Source organism: Glutamicibacter sp. BSL13 (genome assembly GCF_052928425.1).
The window spans coordinates 1-16,942 of sequence record NZ_JAVGCZ010000056.1 but is presented as its reverse complement, the minus strand read 5'-3'; the positions used below and the strand labels follow the sequence as shown (position 1 = coordinate 16,942).

The window sequence follows — 16,942 nt, the reverse complement described above, 5'->3', positions numbered from 1 at the left end:
CCCACCGCGGTTCCGGCAACAAAATGCCCGGGCACGGCGGCGGGCCGCTGCGGCCCCATCCACTCTAGCCGCTGTGCGCGGTGGGCGCCGGTGACATGGCGCGGGCCGGCCAGCGCGAAGCGCCGACCGGCCCGGTGCGCGGCGGGAAGGGGCACGCCCCGGCCCGCGGCGGGTGCTACTCCGGCTTGATCACCAGCAGCAGGTCCCCGCCCTGCACCTGGCTCGTGCCGTTGAGCGTGATCTCGTTGACGGTGCCCGAGACGTTGGCGGTGATCCCCGCCTCCATCTTCATCGCCTCGATGGTGGCCACGGCCTGCCCGGCCTCCACCCAGTCGCCCTCCTGCACCCCGACGGTGACCGCCCCGGCGAACGGGGCGGCGACGTGGGCGCGGTTGTTCGGGTCGGCCTTCGGCGCGGTCTTGACCGTGGATTCCACGGACTCGTCGCGGGCCTGCAGCTGACGCTGCTGGCCGTTGAGGGTGACCACCACGGTGCGCATGCCCTTCTCATCGGGCTCGGAGACGGAGACCAGCTTGACCAGCAGGCGCACCCCCTTGCCCAGCGAGACCACGTGCTCCCCGTCGGAGCTCAGCCCGTAGAGGTAGTCGCGGGTGTGCAGCACCGACAGGTCGCCGTAGTTCTCGACGCTGGCCTCGAAGTCGCGGGTCGGCCCGGCGAACAGCAGCCGGTTCAGGGTCGAGCGCACGGTGTCCGAGTCGCCCTGCAGCGCCTTGGCGTCCTGCGGTTCCAGGTCCTCGACGCGCGGGCGCACGGTGCGCCCCTGCAGGGCCTTGGTGCGGAACGGTTCGGGCCAGCCGCCCGGAGGGTCACCCAGCTCCCCGGAGAGGAACTGGATCACCGAGTCGGGGATGTCGTAGTTCTGCGGGTTGGCCTCGAACTCGTCGGCCGCCACCCCGGAGCCGACCAGCTGCAGGGCCAGGTCGCCGACCACCTTGGAGGAGGGGGTGACCTTCACCAGGTTGCCGAGCATCGCGTTGACCGAGGCGTACATCGACTCGATCGCCTCGAAGCGCTCCCCCAGGCCAAGGGCGATCGCCTGCTGGCGCAGGTTGGACAGCTGCCCGCCGGGGATCTCGTGCTGGTAGACGCGCCCGGTCGGGGCCGGCAGCCCGGACTCGAACGGCTTGTACATCGCGCGCACCGCTTCCCAGTACGGTTCCAGGGAGGCGACCGCGTCCAGCGAGAGGCCGGTGTCGCGTTCGGTGTTCTCCAGCGCGGCGACCAGGGCGGAGGCCGAGGGCTGGGAGGTGGTGCCGGCCATCGCGGCGCTGGCCACGTCCACCGCGTCCACCCCGGCGTCCACCGCGGCCATCAAGGTGGCCAGCTGCCCGCCGGAGGTGTCGTGGGTGTGCAAATGCACCGGCAGGTCGAAGCGCTCACGCAGCGCGGAGACCAGCAGCTTCGCCGCGGCCGGGCGCAGCAGCCCGGCCATGTCCTTGATCGCCAGGATGTGGGCCCCGGCGTCGACGATCTTCTGTGCCAGCTCCAGGTAGTACTCCAGCGTGTAGAGCTTCTCGTTGGCGTCCAGCAGGTTGCCGGTGTAGCACAGGGCCACCTCGGCCACCGCGGTGCCGGTGGCGCGCACGGCCTTGATGGCCGGGGCCATCTGGTCGATGTCGTTCAGCGCGTCGAAGATCCGGAAGATGTCGATCCCGCTCTTGGCGGCCTCGGCGACGAATGCGTCGGTCACCTGGGTGGGGTACGGGGTGTAGCCCACGGTGTTGCGTCCACGCAGCAGCATCTGCAGCGGGATGTTGGGCAGCTCGGCGCGCAGCAGCTCCAGGCGCTTCCACGGGTCCTCGCCCAGGAAGCGCAGCGAGACGTCGTAGGTCGCCCCGCCCCAGACCTCCATGGAGAACAGCTGCGGGACCACGTGGGCGTAGGCCGGGGCGGCGTGCAGCAGGTCGCGGGTGCGCACCCGGGTGGCCAGCAGCGACTGGTGGGCGTCGCGGAAGGTGGTGTCGGTGACCCCCACCGCGGTGGACTCGCGCAGCGCCTTGGCAAAGCCCTGCGGGCCCTTCTCCAGCAGCACCTGGCGCCAGCCGGCCGGCGGCTGCACGGTCTGCGAAGGCCCGTCAAAGGGTGAACGCTCCGGCTCGCTGGCCTTGTCCCCCGGGAACGCCGGAAGCTTCTTGCGCGGGTCGATGCCCTCGATGCGCGGGCCGTTGGGCTGGTTCACGGTCACCGCGGCCAGGTAGTTCAGCGCCTTGGTGCCGCGGTCCTGCGACTGGTTGGCGGTGAGCAGCTCGGGGCGCTTGTCGATGAAGTCGGTGGCCACGTTGCCGGCCAGGAACTGCGGATCGGCCAGCACGTTCTGGATGAAGGAGATGTTGGTGGCCACCCCGCGGATGCGGAACTCGGCCAGGGCGCGGCGGGCGCGGGCCACCGCGGTGGCGAAGTCCCGGCCGCGGCAGGTCAGCTTGACCAGCATCGAGTCGAAGTGCGGGGAAATTTCCGCGCCGGTGTAGACGGTGCCGCCATCCAGGCGCACCCCGGAGCCGCCGGCCGAACGGTACACGGTGATGGTGCCCACATCCGGACGGAAACCGTTGGCCGGGTCCTCGGTGGTGATGCGCGACTGCAGCGCCCAGCCGCGGACCTTGATCTCCTCCTGGCGGATGCCCAGCTCCTTCAGGGTGGCCCCGGCGGCGATGCGCATCTGCGCCTGCACCAGGTCGATGTCGGTGACTTCCTCGGTGACCGTGTGCTCGACCTGGATGCGCGGGTTCATCTCGATGAACACGTGCTGCCCGGCGCGCTCGCCCACGGTGTCGACCAGGAATTCGACGGTGCCGGCGTTCTGGTAGCCCAGGGCGGTGGCGAACTTGACCGCGTCGCGGTACAGCGCCTGGCGGATCGAATCGTCCAGGTTCGGGGCCGGGGCGATCTCCACGACCTTCTGGTGGCGGCGCTGCAGCGAGCAGTCGCGCTCGTGCAGGTGCACGACGTTGCCGTGCTCATCGGCCAGGATCTGCACCTCGATGTGCCGCGGGCGCAGCACGGCCTGTTCCAGGAACACGGTCGGGTCCCCGAATGCGGTGCCGGCCTCGCGCATGGCCGCGTTCAGTGCGTCGTTCAGGTCCTCGCGCTGGTCCACCCGGCGCATGCCGCGTCCGCCGCCGCCGGCCACGGCCTTGACGAACAGCGGGAAGCCGATCTTCTCCGCCTGACCGGTCAGCCAGTCCACGTCGTCGCTCGGCTCGGTGGAGGCCAGCACCGGGATGCCGGCCTCGCGGGCGGCCTTCAGCGCGGCGACCTTGTTGCCGGCCAGCTCCAGCACGTCGGCGGAGGGGCCGATGAACTTGATGCCATTTTCCTTCGCAGCCCGGGAGAGCTCGGGATTTTCACTCATGAACCCGTAACCCGGGTAGATCGCGTCCGCACCGGCTTCCTTGGCGACGCGGATCACCTCGTCTACATCCAGGTAGGCACGGACCGGGTGGCCTTCTTCGCCAATCCGGTAGGACTCATCGGCCTTCTGCCGGTGGATCGAGTTGCGGTCCTCGTAGGGGTAGACTGCAACGGTTTTTGCCTCGAGTTCGTTGGCGGCGCGGAACGCGCGGATGGCGATCTCGCCGCGGTTGGCAACCAAAATTTTTTCAAACATGGTGTTCCTACATCGATTCGTCGCGTCGCAGACGGTACGGGAGCAGGCAGCTGGGTACAGCAAGACCTACCCGGCATCGTCGTCGGCGCAGGGCGTCGGAAGTGGCTCGTTGTCGAGCACCTAATTCCACACCCTACAGTGACGGCAGGCACGTTGACCAAAAATTTCGTCTTGTGGTCTGACCACAGCGTCATGTTCCGATCAGTGGTTATAAAGCGGGGTATCGTGATAAAGAGCAAAAACCGACGTTGCGAACTCGGGGATTTCGACTCGAGCCGACTATGATAATTAGAGATTAAGTCCCGCGGTACCTTCAATCGGCGAACAGTGAAAGGCGTGGTCTGTTCCGTGCACGTAGTGAGCATCAGCAGCCTCAAGGGTGGCGTAGGAAAGACCTCGGTGACCCTCGGTCTTGCCTCGGCCGCCCTCGCCGCCGGCATCCCCACCCTCGTCATCGACCTGGACCCGCATGCTGATGCCAGCACCGGTTTGGGCGTTCGGGCCGAGGACAAGCAGACCATCGGGCAGATGCTGAAGAACGTGCGCCGCGCCCGCCTGCAGGACAATGTCGCCGCCAGCTCCTGGCAGTCCAAGGCCGCCGAGAAGAAGTCCCGCACCCGCATCCCCGTACTCGATGTGGCCGTGGGCGATGCCTACACCGGCATCTACGACCGCCCGGACCTGCGCACCCGCGACCTGCGCCGCCTGACCCAGCTGCTCAGCCGCACTTCGGGCTACCAGTTGGTGCTCATCGACTGCCCGCCCTCGCTCAACGGGCTGACCCGCATGGCCTGGAGCGCCTCGGACCAGCTGCTGCTGGTGGCCGAGCCCAGCCTGTTCTCCGTGGCCGGCACCGAACGCACCCAGCGTGCCCTGGAGCTGTTCCGCAAGGAATTCGCCCCCACCCTGGGACCGATCAAGGTCGTGGCCAACCGCGTGCGCAAGGATTCGGCCGAGCACACCTTCCGGCTGAACGAGATGCGCCAGATGTTCGGCGACTCGATGCTCACCCCGGAGATTCCCGAGCACCCCGAATGGCAGCAGATCCAGGGCGCGGCCTACTCGGTACATCAGTGGCCGAGCAAGTCCACCGGGCCGATCGTGTCCCAGTTCGATGGGCTGCTGAAGGAAATCATGGCCACCGACAAGGCAGCCCAGCCCGTCTAGACTCACCACGCGCACGCCCAGGGAACAACCCACAGGCAGCCACGGCCCAGGCAGCCATGCCACCGGAGGCCACCGGCAGCGCAGACTGAAAAAGGACCACCGAATGGTGGTCCTTTTTCAGTATCTGAAGTTTTGTTCGCCCCGCCCCCGGGGTTTGTCGCGCCAGTCCTACAGCGCACCATGCGACGGCTTCCAGGGCCCCGGCACCCCGGAACCGGCCGAGCCGCCTGGACCGTTTAGCCGGCGTTGAGCTTGGCGGCCTTGGCTGCGCGCCGCGCGGCGAGTTCATCGTGCGGGTGGGCTTCGGCGGAGTTTTCACTGGGCAGCTGGGCGAGCGATCCCTCGACCTCGCGCCACACCCGGCCCACGGCAATCCCGAAGACTCCCTGCCCGGCCTGGACCAGGTCGATGACCTCATCGGCGCTGGTGCATTCGTACACCGAGGCTCCATCGCTCATCAGGGTGATCTGCGCCAGGTCCTCCACCCCGCGTTCACGCAGGTGGGAGACGGCGGTGCGGATCTGCTGCAGCGATACCCCGGTGTCCAGCAGGCGCTTGACGACCTTGAGCACCAGGATGTCGCGGAAGGAGTACAGCCGCTGCGAGCCCGAGCCCTTGGCCCCGCGCACGCCTGGTTCAACCAGGCCCGTGCGGGCCCAGTAGTCGAGCTGGCGGTAGGTGATCCCCGCAGCCTTGCAGACGATCGGGCCGCGGTAGCCGGCGTGTTCATCCAGCTGCGGCAGATCGTCGGTGAACAGCAATCCCTGGGTTGTGGAGCGTTGCACGTCACCAGGAGCCCGTTGTTGTGGGCCGGTATCCCGAGAGTCCATCCAATTACTCCTTGCATCTAGCGCATTCACATTCGGCAGGGACGGTATCGCTGGTTGCAACGCGCGAGTGATGATAGCCCGTTTCCAGAATCGAATGGCAAATCCCTATGATTTGACGGTACGGCGATATCGGGGTTAGGTCAAAGACCTTCAACTATTACTTGAGGGCGTGTCGCCCTGCACATTTGCCCACCGGCGGCTCCTAGCTGAAGTCTTCGGGATCGATGTTGTCCAAGAACTCCCGGAACTCGCGCATCTGCTCCTCCGGGGGCTCCTCCTCGGTGGAGGTTTCGATCACGACGCCGGCGGTCTGCAGCACTTCCTCGGTGCACATGATCGGGCACTGGGCGCGCACCGCCAGCGCCACCGCATCGGAGGAACGCGAGTCGACCCGCACTCCGTTGGAGAGCACCAGATCCGCGGTGAAGATGGCGTTGTCAACCGAGACGATTTCCACCCGGTCCAGCTGCACCTTCAGCGCCTCGAAGACGTTGATCATCAGGTCGTGGGTCATGGGCCGCGGCGGGGTGAGCCCCTGTTCGGACATGGCGATGGCCGAGGCTTCGGGCGCGCCGATCCACAGCGGAAGATAGAGGTTGCGTTCGGGATGCTTCAACAACAGCAGGGGCTGGTTGGAGGGCAACTGGATCCGGATCCCGGCGAATTCTAGTTCCAACATTCACGTTCCCCCTTTGCATGTTGGGTACGAAACGCTTGTGACCAGACTAGCGATCCAAATGGGAAATAGCACGCTGCACCAAGGCATCATGCAGTTTCAGGCACTGTTCGGCAATGTTGCGCGCCTCCTCGGCGGCGCGGGCCCGGGCGGAGACTTCCTGGCGCTTGGCGTCGGCCCCCACGATCGTGTCGATCAGCGAGTATTCGCGTTCGGCTGCGAGCCGGAACTGGCGCAGGTGGCGCGGCTCGACCCCATGGCTGGCCAGGTTGACCGCGGACTGGGTGACCTGCACGCTGTGCGCGTCGAACAGCCCGCTTTCGGCCTCGATCAGCCCAAAACTGATCAGCTGCTTGACCAGGTCCGCGCTCGCCCCGGTCATGCCCTGCAGTTCGGCCATCGACACCGGGCGGGTGCGGTTCTCGACCTGCTCGCCCATCTGGTTGCTCACCAGCTGCGGCGCGTTCGGGGCGCCGCCGGGAAGGGTGTCCGGGGTTTCCCCGCGGTCCATCGCATCCAGGTGGTCCTTGATCACCTTCAGCGGCAGGTACTGGTCGCGCTGGACGGAGAGGATGAAACGCAGCCGGTTCACGTCAGCCGCGGTGTACTTGCGGTACCCGGCCGCGGTGCGCTGCGGGATGATCAGTCCCTTGTCCTCCAGGAAGCGGATCTTGGACGCGGTGACCTGCGGGAATTCCCGCTTCAGCTCGGCGAGCACCTCGCCGATGTTTAACGCCGCAGCCCGGGGTGACTCGGGGCGTACCGCCTCGATCCGCTGGCTTCGTGCTGCATCAAACATCGGCAAAGGGTCCACACCTCGGTTACGTCGCTGGATTCCGGCCGCGGCCGGATCCATGAAGTCTTACTGCTGTTTCGATTTTACGCCGGAACGCTCTGGTAAAAGTTCAGCCGGAACTTTCCGATCTGCACCTGCACGCCGTTGGCCAGCAGGACGCTGTCCACCCGGTCCCCGTTGATGTAGGTGCCGTTCAGCGAGCCGATGTCGTTCAGCCGGTAGCCGGTGCCCTCGCGCTCGAAGGCCGCGTGGCGGCGGGAGACGGTGACGTCGTCCAGGAAGATGTCCGCGTTCGGGTGCCGCCCGGCCACGTTCTTGTCCTTGTCCAGCAGGAACCGGGCCCCCTGGTTCGGGCCGGTGTGGGCGATCAGCAGCGCCGACCCCTCGGGCAGGGCCGCCACGGCGCGACGTTCATCTTCGCTGAGCGTGTAGATCACCGAGGGTTCGGAAGGCCGGCTCTGGGTGGGCAGCGCAATGCTCGTGGTCTCCGAGGCAGACTCGGAGTGCGAGTGGGTCGGCCCTTTGTCAGACATGAGATGTCCTCCCGAATACTGTGCGCCTGCGGCTGGGACGCCGAAGACAAGGTGGTTCAACGTCAGCTGGTGGCAACTCCCCCAACTCCTTACAGATTAGCCTACTCAACATGCAATCGATAACAAACAAGGCGATATTTGTCCTACGCTGAGGCACCGATCCGTGCGATGATTCGAATATGTCAGATCTCACCGAACCGACACCAAATCCCGAACATCACCCCGGCCCGGACAGCGCCGGCGGCAACGGCTGGAAGCGGCGCGCCATCCTGATTGCTGTCGGGGTCGCGGTGGCGTTCCTGCTCTACCTGTTCGCGACCCTGTTCCTGCCGGTGTGGTGGGCGACGCGCATCGTTTCGCAAAACGACGGGACCGCCAGTGGCGGATGGATCGCCGGGCTTTCACTGGGCTTCATCTTCACCTTGGTGCCGCTGGTGGTCGCCTGGCAGATGCGGATCCGCAAACTGCATTGGAGGGGGCGCCTGGCGATCCTGGTGGTCGCGATCCTGCTGGCCGCCCCGAACTGGCTGACGCTGGGGATCTTTTTGAATTCCTCCGACGCGGCGCTCAAGGCCCGCCGGATCCTGGATACCGGGGCGACCTGGTTTGGCGGAGCGTCGCTGACCGGGGCGATCGCCGCGGCGGTGATTTTTGTGGCCGGGGTGATCGGCTGGACGCTGTACCGCGGCCGCGGACGCCGGCTGAAGCAGCTCAAGGGCCAGTTTGCGGCGAACCCGTCCGGTGCGACGAGCATCGACCCGGACCCGGTGCCCGGACACTCTGATTCCACCGGTACCCGCGAACACACTGCCGAGCCGGAGGATCCCGCCAACGGGCGGCCATAGGCACGCAGCACGAAAGGAGCACGGGCATGAGCGAACTGCAGGTTAAGAGGATTTACGAGGCACCGGCCGATTCCGACGGCTACCGGGTGCTGGTGGACCGGCTCTGGCCGCGCGGGATGACAAAGGTCGACGCGCACATCGACCAGTGGGCGAAGTCCCTGGCTCCCTCCAGTGACCTGCGCAAGGGCTGGAACCACGACCCGCAGCATTTTGCCGAGTTCGCCGAGCACTACCGGCAGGAATTGGATCAAAACCCCCGGGTTGACGAGTTCTTGGAGACCTTCGCTGCCCAGGAGAAGGTCACGCTGCTGTATGCGGCGAAGAATGAAGAGGCCAACCACGCGCTGGTGCTGCGCGATTATCTCTCCTCCCAGCTGGACTAGGAGTCGCTGCTCCCGGACTGCGGCTTTTGCCCGTCGCCGTCCTGACCGGCGGGTTGGGCCGGCGGCACGAAACAGACCCCGTCCAGGCACACCTCATCGCCCTGGCTGACCTGCTGCAGGTTGAATTCGAACTTCTCCACGCGCATCTCCTCGTACTTCTATCCGGCCAGCTTTCGCCAGGTCCCTTCGCCCATCATGGGCACTGGGCGCCGCTGGCGCGAAAGACTGCCTGCGTCCTAGGCATAACCCCCGGGCCCGTCCCGGAATTCCCGCGGACCGGGCCCGAACAGCCGGGGACGGTCGGGGAAGGCCAACGGGGCCGGCCCTTGCCGCTAACTGGCAGGTTCCGGCCCCGTGGGCAGCGCACCGAGACCGTGCGCGGGTGAGCGCTACGCCGTGGTGACCGCGTCGGTCGCCTTCAGCAGCGGCGCAAAGTAGGCGGCCAGTTCATCGGTGGCCGTCAGCGGCAGCACGTGTGAGACGTACTGGTCCGGGCGAACTACCACGATGGCGCCATCGCGGCTGATCTGCCGGGTCTCGAAGATGTCGTCATCGGCCTTCGCGGCATAGACCTTCTCGTAGTCGGTCAAACCGAACTTGCCGTTGTTCGGCAGGAAGATCTTCGGGGCGTCGGTGATTTCGAAGTCACGGTAGGACTGCTGGTAGACGACCTTGATGTCGAACAGCGAGTCGATGTCCGCGCCGGCCGGGGTGTACTTCACCACCGGGGAGTCGGGCGACTCGCGCAGCCACTGCGCCAGCGAGGTGGTCGGCGAGTCGGCGCCCGGGGCGGCGGCGTCGGCGAACACGTAGATGCGCCATCGCCCGTCGGCCCGATGGTGGTGTCCCAGGTGCACCGGGTTGGTGTCCCCGCAGCGCATGACCATCGCGGACTTGAAGCGCTTGCCGATCGGGTAGCCGGCGGCCAGCTGCTGGTGGTCGGCCTCTCCGGTGAGGATTGAGGGCTGGTATTCGGTCATAAAGCCGGCCGGGAACTCGGCGGTGCGCACGTAGAAGTCCGAGAGGAACTTCGGGTCCTCGAACTCCTCGGGCTTCTTGGCCATCAGGGTCGACCATTCCTTGTCGAAGTCGATGAGGTTCTTCGCGATCACCTGGCGCTCGGCGGAGTAGGTGCGCAGCAGCTCCTCCGGGGCGAGCCCCGAGAGCACGTGCCCCAGCTTCCAGGCCAGGTTGAAGCCGTCCTGCATCGACACGTTCATGCCCTGACCGGCCTTGGCCGAGTGGGTGTGGCAGGCATCGCCGGTAATGAACACGCGTGGCTCCCGGGTGCCGATCTCATCGACCAGCACGTCGTCGAAGCGGTCGGTGAGCCGGTGGCCGACCTCGTACACGCTGTGCCAAGCCACGTCCTTCACATCCAGGGTGTAGGGGTGCAGGATCTGCTGTGCGTGGTCGATGATCTCCTTCAGGCTGGTCTGGCGGATCTTGCCGTTGTCATCGTGCGGCACCTCGCCCAGGTCCACGTAGAGCCGGAAGAGGTTCCCGCCCTCACGCGGGATCAGCAGGATCGAGCCGGCCTTGGACTGGATGGCGCACTTGATGCGGATGTCCGGGAAGTCCGTCACGGCCAGGGTGTCCATCACGCCCCAGGCGTGGAAGGCCTGGTCCCCGGAGAGGCTGGCGCCGATGGAGCGGCGCACCTTCGAGCGGGCGCCGTCGGAGCCGACAACGTACTTGGCGCGCACCACGCGTTCGGTGCCCTGCTTCGGCCCATCGGTGTACTCCAGCACGGCGCGCACCGGGTACTCCTGGCCCTCCTCGACGGTCAGCGACTTGAAGTCGTAGCCGTAGTCCGGGGTGATGCGCCCCGGGGAGTTCTTCGCGTACTCGGCGAAGTAGTCCAGCACGCGCGCTTGGTTCACGATCAGGTGCTTGAACTCGCTGATGCCGTGCGGGTCATCCATGGTGCGGTCGGTACGCACGATGTTCTTCGGGTTCTGCGGATCCGGGGACCAGAAGTTCATCTCCGTAATCCAGTAGGCCTCGGCGGTGATCCGCTCGGCGAAGCCGAAGGCCTGGAAGGTCTCCACGCTGCGGGCCTGGATGCCGTCGGCCTGCCCGATCGCCAGGCGTCCGGGACGGCGGTCGATGATGCGGGTGCTGACGTTCGGGAACTGGGCCAGCTGCGCGGCGGTGATCATGCCGGCGGGACCGGAACCGACGATCAGCACGTCCATCTGGTCCGGCAGCTCCTCGGGCCGGTTCAGGCCCAGCCCGGCGGCCGGCTGGACGCGCGGATCGGTCGATACGTATCCGTTGTGGTGAAACTGCACAGTTCTTCCTCACTGCTTTGTGAAAGCAAAACCTAAGATCAGAGTTGTTCGATTATCGAACGTCAAATTCGCATATCGCACAACCACTATAAGTGCCTGTGAGTGCTGACACAAGCCCAGGAGGCGCAGACAACACCTCAAGCTTTGCTGTGCGCCACCGGCTTCGTTGCCCTCTTCGAAACTCTCGCTTTGCCAGCCCTACCGCGCCGGAGGCCACCAACGTGCCCTCCGGGGCTGCGGATAGGTTCGCGCGGCATTCGGTGGAACAGTCCTCGCGGTGCGGGGCAATCACCATCACGGTGCTCGGCGAGCGCCTGCGCGAACTGGGCAGGGCCGCAGTGAGACATGGTTGGTCAATGCGTCGAGCAGCAACAGGTTCTTCGACCAGCCCAGGAGCCCCGTCCGGTTCCGCCGTAGGTTCTGGCCACCCACCGTCAAGGACGATTGCCGAAGGGAGATAAGGGACGCAGTACCGTCATGGCCGCTATGGCAACCGGAGGCGCAGCCACCGGGACGGCCACTGAGGGCAGTGCCGGCGCTCCCCTTGTGCCCCCGCGGCCGCAGCCGGAACGCGCCTCGCCAAAGCCGCGCCGCGTTACCGGGGAATCCGCTGGAGGCTGCCGGACGCTAACGGGTGTCGACCCCGCTGTCTAGGAGTTGAACCGCTCGATGATGCGCGCCAGCTCGCGGGCCTTGGTGAGCATCGGCAGGTGGCCGGTCTCCAGCTGGTAAATGGTCGCATCAAAACGCTTGGCCACCCGCGACTGCATTCCCGCCGGCACCGCGGTGTCCTGGGTGGTGAGCACGTAGCCGCGGCGGGCGGGCCAGTGCGGTTCGCCGGTCGCGTCGGCCAGCACCTGCCCGGAGAACGCGCCCATCTCACGCAGCAGCTTGTCGATCACGACCTCGGCCACACCGGGCAGCATCGCCCGAATTCTGCGCTCACTGAGTTTCAGCCCGCTCTTCACCAGCTGTGGCGCAACGAGCTTAGGTCCGACCAGCGGCAGCACATCGACCAGGGACTTTCCGCGCGGGGGCAGCAGCGAGGAAATCAGCAGCACCCCGTCCAGGCGCCGCGGCACCATGGACGCGACCTGGGCGGCCACGGTCGCCGACACCGAGTGGGCCACCAACGTCACCTGCTCCTCCCCCGGAGGCATGGCCTCGATGACCAGCTGGGCGTGCTCCTTTAGGGTCCCGGTGCCGTCGGGAAACTGCACCACCTCGGTGCCTTCGCGCACATAGGCGCGCACCTGGTCCCAAATCCATCCCGGCAGCCCGCCTCCAGTGAGAAACAACGTGGTCATTGCGCATCACTCCTTCATTGCCCGGCGGCGCATCGTGCCGTTGGCCCCAGCCTAGAACAAATCACTCCGCCACGTGGCGGATCGGCAGAAATTCCCGGCGCGCACATGGCTGGCCGACCGGCCCGTCTGCGGTTTTTCCTGGTGCCGGTCAAACCGTGGTGGCAGAATGCCCCCACCGGCGCAGAGCAGACGGTGGGGGTGCCAAATGGACGACGCGAGGAGCTTGGGCCCCGGTGGGCAGCTGCCGCAGGCGCACTTCACCGACGCCGACCTGCGTCGGGCCAGGTTCACCCGCTGCGACCTGGGTGAGGTGCGGATACGCGCCGTTGAACTGGGCGGCGCACGCATCGACAGCACCTGGTTCAGTGCCGGGAGTCAGGGCGTGTTCCTCAACGACGTGGAGGTCACCGGGTTCGTGGAGCAGCAACTGACCCGCCGGTTCCCGGGGCGAGAGCTGCGCGGCTCGCACCACGGCGCAGAACTGCTCCAGTCCTGGGATGCGGTCAGCGCCCACTGGGCGGCCGCCTGCCGTACCCTGGATGAGCTGCCCGCCGGGACGCAGGACCTGAGCGTGGACGGGGAATGGTCCTTCGTCCAGACGCTGCGCCACCTGGTGATGGCCACCGACACGTGGTTGCGCGGCTGCATCTTCGGTGAGGAGCATCCCTACCATCCGATCGGAGTGCCGAACCACGAGTACGCGCTGGATGGCTACGACAAGTCGGTGTTCAGCGAATCGAATCCGGACTTCGCCCGGGTGCTGCAGGTGCGCGCCGAACGCGAGCAGCAGGTGCGCGTTTTCCTGCTGGTCCAGGACGCGCAGTCGCTGCAGGCAGCACGCCGCCACCCCTGGGACGCAGAGCACAGCGCCATGCTCAGCGTTGGGGCGGCACTGCGGGTGCTCCTGGATGAGGAATACGAACACCTGTGCTACGCGGTGCGGGACCTGAAGTCCCTGGCGGTCCGCGGTGAGGGACAACGCCGGCAGGGCCAACCCGCCGACGAAAACCCTGGCCCGGAATAATGTGGCGCTCCACACGCCGGTGACCTCGCTGCGGGGGCCATGCCAGGATGCGATGACCGTCCGGAGCTCACAAAACCATGCCCCTGGCGGGCGGTGAAAAAATCGCGCGGGAAGGGGCTCGAAAACCAGTCAAGGGCGGAAACCAGATGGTTTCCGCCCTTGAGCGTTGGTCGGGCTAGCGGGATTCGAACCCACGGCCTCCTGACCCCCAGTCAGGCGCGCTACCAAGCTGCGCCATAGCCCGAAATGCTTTCGCAGCCGTTCTCCCCCACTTCGAAAAGCGGCGGTGCCACCTGCGAAAAGCTCCTAGATAACCCTACACCACATTCGGGTGCGGGATCGAATCGAGGACTCTAGGACTTGCGTCCCCGGCGTTCGCGGATGCGCATCGAGACCTCGATCGGCGAACCTTCGAACCCGAAGGTTTCCCGCAGCCGGCGGGCGATGAACCGGCGGTAGCCCGGATCCAGGAAACCGGTGGTGAACAGCACGAAGCGCGGCGGACGCGAGGAGGCCTGGGTGCCGAACAGGATGCGCGGCTGCTTGCCCCCGCGCACCGGGTGCGGGTGGGCGGCCACCAGCTCGCCCAGAAAGGCGTTGAGCTTGCCGGTGGGGATGCGCTTGTCCCAGGACTCCAGCGCGGTGTTCAGCGCCGGGACCAGCTTGTCCTTGTGCCAGCCGGTCAGCGCGGAAATGTTCACCCGCGGCGCCCAGTCGATATGCGCAAGGTCACGCTCGATTTCCTGCTCCAGATAGTGGCGGCGGTCCTCATCGAGGTTGTCCCACTTGTTGAACACCACCACCATGGCCCGCCCGGCCTCGATCGCCATCTGAATGATGCGCACGTCCTGTTCGGAGACCACTTCGTCGGCGGCCAGCAGGATCACCGCGACCTCCGCCTTTTCCAGGGCGGCCTGGGTGCGCAGTGAGGCGTAGTAGTCCGAACCGACGGCCATGTGCTGGCGGCGGCGGATGCCGGCGGTGTCCACGAACCGCCACACTTCCCCGCCCAGCTCGACCAGTTCGTCCACCGGGTCACGGGTGGTGCCGGCGTAGTTGTCCACAACGACGCGCTCGGCGCCGGCGAGCTTGTTCAGCAGCGAGCTCTTGCCCACGTTCGGCCGGCCGATCAGCGCGATGCGCCGCGGTCCGCCGCGCGGGATCACCCCGCCAAAGGCGGAGTACTGCGGCATCTTCTCCATCACCGCGTCCAGCAGGTCCGCGGTGCCGCGTCCGTGCAGGGCCGAGACCGGCCAGGGCTGGCCGAAGCCCAGGCCCCACAGCATCGCGGCCTCGGCCTCCTGGTTGAAGTCATCGACCTTGTTGGCCACCAGGAACACCGGCTTGCCCTTGCGGCGCAGCATCTTGACCACGGCCTCGTCGGTGGCGGTCGCCCCCACATGGGTGTCGACCACGAACAGGATCACGTCCGCGACGTCCGCGGCGATCTCGGCCTGCTCGGCGACCGAGGCGTGGATGCCCTTCGCGTCGTGCTCCCAGCCGCCGGTGTCCACCAGGGAGAAGGCGCGCCCCTCCCATTCGGCGTCGTAGGCCACCCGGTCCCGGGTCACCCCCGGCACGTCCTCCACGACCGCCTCGCGGCGCCCCAGGATGCGGTTGACCAGGGTGGACTTGCCCACGTTCGGGCGCCCGATGACGGCCAGCACCGGAGGGATGCCGATCTCGGCGTCCTCGTCTTCCTCCGTGCCCAGCCCGGCCAGCAGGGCCGCGTCCTCATCGTCCAGGTCGTATTCGGCCAGCCCGGCGCGCAGCGCTTCGGCCCGCTGTTCGGCTTCCTCGTCGCTGAGCGCGTCCAGCCGCTGGACGATGTCGTCGTCACCGACCGGGATGTAGTCTTCGTCGGACAGGTGTTTCTCGCTCATGATCTTCCCTTTCAAGGCAATGAACGGCCAGCCGGTTGTCTCACGACAGCGGCCGGAAGGTCGGTTAAGTCTGTGTCGGGGCGCCGGTCTGCTGCGGCCCCGCCGCCACCGAATGCCGGGCCCGCAGCGGGGTGCGGCCGGTGGGGCCGGCGGCGCCGTTGTGGCTAGTCTTCGCGTCCGAAGCCGGCCGCGTCAAGCACCGCGGCGACGGTCTGCTCGAAATCCAGGTCCGAGGAGTCCACGGTGATCACCCCGTCGGCGGCCTGGGTGAAGTTCACCACGGTGGAGTCCTTCTTGTCCCGGGCCAGCACCTGGGTGGCCAGCTGCTCCTGGCTCTGGGTGCCGCCTAGCTCCAGCCCGCGCCGGCGCATCCGGGCCTCCTCGGAGGCGGTGAGCAGAATCCTGGCCGGGGCCTGCGGGGCGACCACCGTGGTGATGTCCCGGCCCTCGGCGACGATGCGCGGGTGGGCGGCGATGATCTCGCGCTGGCGCCGGACCAGTTCGGCGCGCGCGTCCAGGTTGGTGGCCACGGCCGAAACGTTTTCGGTGATGCGCGGTTCACGGATCGCGGTGGTCACATCCTGCCCGGCGATCACCACCAGTTCGGCGTCCGGGTCGGTGGAGATCTGCAGGTCCGCCTCGCGCACCGCCTGGGCGACGGCGGCGGCGTCGGAAAGGTCCGCCCCGGAGGCCAGCACCGCGTAGGTCACCGCCCGGTACATGGCCCCGGTGTCCAGGTAGGCGGCCTTCAGGGTGCGGGCCACGGCCTTGGAGACCGAGGACTTGCCCGATCCGCTGGGCCCGTCGATCGCGATCACCAGGTGTTCGTTGCTGCTCACTGCACTACCTTCCATCCGTTGTGCGTCAATACGTTGATCAGTTCATCGCGTCGTCCCGGCAGCACCGAAACGTCCACCAGGCCCACCTGGTGTCCGGCGGAGTGCTCCATGCGCAGGTCCTCCAGGTTGATCCCGGCCGCCCCGATCTCGTTCAGCAGCTGGGCGATCTGCCCGGGCCGGTCATCGACCACGACGGTGACCAGCGCGAAGGCCTGCGGCGGGGCGCCGTGCTTGCCGGGGATACGCGCATGTCCGGCGTTGCCCTCGGTCATCAGCTGGGACAGGTCCAGCAGCGCGCCGGGGCCCTGCGGGTTTTCCAGGGTGGTGATCAGCCGGTCCAGGTCATCCTTCATGGCCCCCAGGATCGGGATCAGCGCCTGGGCGTTGTGCGAGAAGATCTGGATCCACAGCTTCTCGTCGCTGGCGGCGATGCGGGTGGTGTCGCGCAGCCCGTTGCCGGCCAGCCCCAGCTGGTGGGCCGGGGCGTTGAGCAGCCGGGAGGCGATCATCGAGCTGGCGGCCTGCGGGGAAGTGGCTGATCAGCGCGACCGACTCGTCGTGCTCGGTGGTGCCCATGCGGTGCATCACCGCGCCCAGGTCGATGGCCAGCGATTCGGCGGTCTTCACCGCGCGCGCCGAGCTGCCCGGGTGCGCGCAGATCACCCACGGCATGGAGGTGAACAGCGCGCCGCGGGCGGCGGCCGGACCGGACTTTTCCCGCCCGGCCATCGGGTGGG

General features: G+C 67.1%; 14 protein-coding genes, 1 tRNA gene and 1 pseudogene. 4 read left to right on the top strand and 12 right to left on the bottom strand.

Annotated elements, in window-relative coordinates; all coding sequences use genetic code 11:
* Positions 1–175: 175 nt before the first annotated feature.
* A complete protein-coding gene (locus RCJ92_RS10530) occupies positions 176–3,628 on the bottom strand; it encodes a pyruvate carboxylase (protein ID WP_446754521.1) in 3,453 nt (1,150 codons plus the stop codon).
* 348 nt (positions 3,629–3,976) lie between these two features.
* Here RCJ92_RS10530 and RCJ92_RS10525 point away from each other — a divergent pair, with 348 nt between their 5' ends.
* Entirely contained in the window at positions 3,977–4,795 is an 819-nt protein-coding gene (locus tag RCJ92_RS10525; RefSeq protein WP_446754520.1) for a ParA family protein, read from the top strand.
* A 236-nt stretch (positions 4,796–5,031) separates the two neighbouring features.
* Here the strand turns inward: RCJ92_RS10525 and RCJ92_RS10520 are convergent, their stop codons facing one another.
* From RCJ92_RS10520 to RCJ92_RS10505, 4 genes are all read right to left on the bottom strand, one after another.
* Entirely contained in the window at positions 5,032–5,625 is a 594-nt protein-coding gene (locus RCJ92_RS10520) for a MerR family transcriptional regulator (RefSeq protein WP_446754519.1), read from the bottom strand.
* A 202-nt stretch (positions 5,626–5,827) separates the two neighbouring features.
* Entirely contained in the window at positions 5,828–6,304 is a 477-nt protein-coding gene (locus RCJ92_RS10515) for a bifunctional nuclease family protein (RefSeq protein WP_054821365.1), read from the bottom strand.
* Positions 6,305–6,350: 46 nt separating this feature from the next.
* A complete protein-coding gene (gene ftsR / locus RCJ92_RS10510) occupies positions 6,351–7,100 on the bottom strand; it encodes a transcriptional regulator FtsR (protein ID WP_446754518.1) in 750 nt (249 codons plus the stop codon).
* A gap of 80 nt (positions 7,101–7,180) precedes the next feature.
* Entirely contained in the window at positions 7,181–7,630 is a 450-nt protein-coding gene (locus RCJ92_RS10505; protein WP_054821366.1) for an FHA domain-containing protein, read from the bottom strand.
* A 179-nt stretch (positions 7,631–7,809) separates the two neighbouring features.
* On the opposite strand from RCJ92_RS10505, the gene RCJ92_RS10500 reads away from it, so the two are divergent.
* The gene (locus RCJ92_RS10500; RefSeq protein WP_446754517.1) at positions 7,810–8,475 is read left to right on the top strand and encodes a hypothetical protein; all 666 of its coding nucleotides are present in this window, start codon (positions 7,810–7,812) and stop codon (positions 8,473–8,475) included.
* Positions 8,476–8,501: 26 nt separating this feature from the next.
* Positions 8,502–8,858, top strand: a complete 357-nt coding sequence (locus tag RCJ92_RS10495; protein WP_138172901.1) for a DUF488 domain-containing protein — start codon at positions 8,502–8,504, stop codon at positions 8,856–8,858.
* On the opposite strand, the gene RCJ92_RS10490 is transcribed toward RCJ92_RS10495, so the two are convergent.
* The 3 genes from RCJ92_RS10490 to RCJ92_RS10480 all read right to left on the bottom strand — a co-directional run bounded on the left by RCJ92_RS10490 (position 8,855) and on the right by RCJ92_RS10480 (position 12,459).
* Positions 8,855–8,998 carry a hypothetical protein gene (locus tag RCJ92_RS10490; protein WP_446754516.1) on the bottom strand — a complete coding sequence of 48 codons (144 nt, stop codon included), beginning with the start codon at positions 8,996–8,998 and terminating at the stop codon, positions 8,855–8,857. The genes RCJ92_RS10495 and RCJ92_RS10490 overlap by 4 nt on opposite strands.
* 249 nt (positions 8,999–9,247) lie before the next feature.
* Complete coding sequence (locus tag RCJ92_RS10485; RefSeq protein ID WP_446754515.1) at positions 9,248–11,152, bottom strand: FAD-binding monooxygenase; 1,905 nt, start codon at positions 11,150–11,152, stop codon at positions 9,248–9,250.
* A 650-nt stretch (positions 11,153–11,802) separates the two neighbouring features.
* Positions 11,803–12,459 (bottom strand): alpha/beta fold hydrolase, encoded by a 657-nt coding sequence (locus tag RCJ92_RS10480; protein WP_346921673.1) that lies wholly within the window; start codon positions 12,457–12,459, stop codon positions 11,803–11,805.
* A gap of 205 nt (positions 12,460–12,664) precedes the next feature.
* On the opposite strand from RCJ92_RS10480, the gene RCJ92_RS10475 reads away from it, so the two are divergent.
* Entirely contained in the window at positions 12,665–13,483 is an 819-nt protein-coding gene (locus RCJ92_RS10475; RefSeq protein WP_446754514.1) for a DinB family protein, read from the top strand.
* Between the two features lie 167 nt (positions 13,484–13,650).
* Here the strand turns inward: RCJ92_RS10475 and RCJ92_RS10470 are convergent.
* From RCJ92_RS10470 to RCJ92_RS10455, 4 genes and pseudogenes are all read right to left on the bottom strand, one after another.
* A tRNA-Pro gene (locus RCJ92_RS10470) sits at positions 13,651–13,727 on the bottom strand.
* A gap of 109 nt (positions 13,728–13,836) precedes the next feature.
* Positions 13,837–15,366: a ribosome biogenesis GTPase Der gene (gene der, locus RCJ92_RS10465; protein WP_343834127.1), complete on the bottom strand. Its 1,530-nt coding sequence runs from the start codon at positions 15,364–15,366 to the stop codon at positions 13,837–13,839.
* Between the two features lie 164 nt (positions 15,367–15,530).
* On the bottom strand, positions 15,531–16,220 hold the full coding sequence (cmk, locus tag RCJ92_RS10460) for a (d)CMP kinase (protein ID WP_391495619.1): 690 nt from the start codon (positions 16,218–16,220) through the stop codon (positions 15,531–15,533).
* A pseudogene (locus RCJ92_RS10455) lies at positions 16,202–16,942 on the bottom strand (prephenate dehydrogenase); the annotation flags it as partial. The pseudogene RCJ92_RS10455 and the gene cmk, both read right to left, overlap by 19 nt.

What these genes read in the sequence shown, in the direction of transcription:
- RCJ92_RS10530 (WP_446754521.1), bottom strand. Translation starts at nt 3,628, where the DNA reads ATGTTTGAAAAAATTTTGGTTGCCAACCGCGGCGAGATCGCCATCCGC.
- RCJ92_RS10520 (WP_446754519.1), bottom strand. Translation starts at nt 5,625, where the DNA reads ATGGACTCTCGGGATACCGGCCCACAACAACGGGCTCCTGGTGACGTG.
- RCJ92_RS10515 (WP_054821365.1), bottom strand. Translation starts at nt 6,304, where the DNA reads ATGTTGGAACTAGAATTCGCCGGGATCCGGATCCAGTTGCCCTCCAAC.
- ftsR (WP_446754518.1), bottom strand. Translation starts at nt 7,100, where the DNA reads ATGTTTGATGCAGCACGAAGCCAGCGGATCGAGGCGGTACGCCCCGAG.
- RCJ92_RS10505 (WP_054821366.1), bottom strand. Translation starts at nt 7,630, where the DNA reads ATGTCTGACAAAGGGCCGACCCACTCGCACTCCGAGTCTGCCTCGGAG.
- RCJ92_RS10500 (WP_446754517.1), top strand. Translation starts at nt 7,810, where the DNA reads ATGTCAGATCTCACCGAACCGACACCAAATCCCGAACATCACCCCGGC.
- RCJ92_RS10495 (WP_138172901.1), top strand. Translation starts at nt 8,502, where the DNA reads ATGAGCGAACTGCAGGTTAAGAGGATTTACGAGGCACCGGCCGATTCC.
- RCJ92_RS10480 (WP_346921673.1), bottom strand. Translation starts at nt 12,459, where the DNA reads ATGACCACGTTGTTTCTCACTGGAGGCGGGCTGCCGGGATGGATTTGG.
- RCJ92_RS10475 (WP_446754514.1), top strand. Translation starts at nt 12,665, where the DNA reads ATGGACGACGCGAGGAGCTTGGGCCCCGGTGGGCAGCTGCCGCAGGCG.
- der (WP_343834127.1), bottom strand. Translation starts at nt 15,366, where the DNA reads ATGAGCGAGAAACACCTGTCCGACGAAGACTACATCCCGGTCGGTGAC.
- cmk (WP_391495619.1), bottom strand. Translation starts at nt 16,220, where the DNA reads ATGGAAGGTAGTGCAGTGAGCAGCAACGAACACCTGGTGATCGCGATC.